The organism is Streptomyces bobili, assembly GCF_002154575.1.
GTDB classification, from domain to species: Bacteria; Actinomycetota; Actinomycetes; order Streptomycetales; family Streptomycetaceae; genus Streptomyces; species Streptomyces bobili.
The window spans coordinates 1-446 of sequence record NZ_MUBA01000301.1; the positions used below are offsets into that span (position 1 = coordinate 1).

At 73.8% G+C, this 446-nt stretch carries 1 pseudogene (running past one end of the window); it reads left to right on the forward strand.

Annotated features, from left to right (window positions below):
• Positions 1-180: 180 nt before the first annotated feature.
• A pseudogene (locus tag BZL64_RS23620) lies at positions 181-446 on the forward strand (4a-hydroxytetrahydrobiopterin dehydratase) (its annotated part continues 13 nt past the right edge of the window); the annotation flags it as partial.

The window sequence follows — 446 nt, forward strand, 5'->3', positions numbered from 1 at the left end:
ACGCCGGGTGGGGTGTCGTACGCCCCGGCGTCCCGGGCGCCCCCGTGCTCCTCGCGTCGGCGGGCCCGGGGGTTCCCGGCGCGGACCGGCGGGAACCCTTCCGGCCAGGGCCGCCGTGGCCCTCCTGTGGCACGCTGGACGGGTACCCGACACCCACCCCTCAAGGAAGGGAGCCAGGTCATGGCCGTCGCACCGCTGTCGCAGAAGGAGATCGACGACCGGCTCGCCGAGCTGCCCGGCTGGTCCCACGACGCCGGCCGCCTCACCCGCTCCTACCGCCTCGCCTCCCACTTCGCCGCGACCGCCCTGGTCATCCATGTCGCCCAGGTGCAGGAGGAGCTGAACCACCACTCCGAGCTGACCCTCGGCTACAACACGGTGTCCCTCGCGGTGAACACCCACAGCGCGGGCGACGCCGTCACCGACCTCGACTTCGAGCTGGCCCG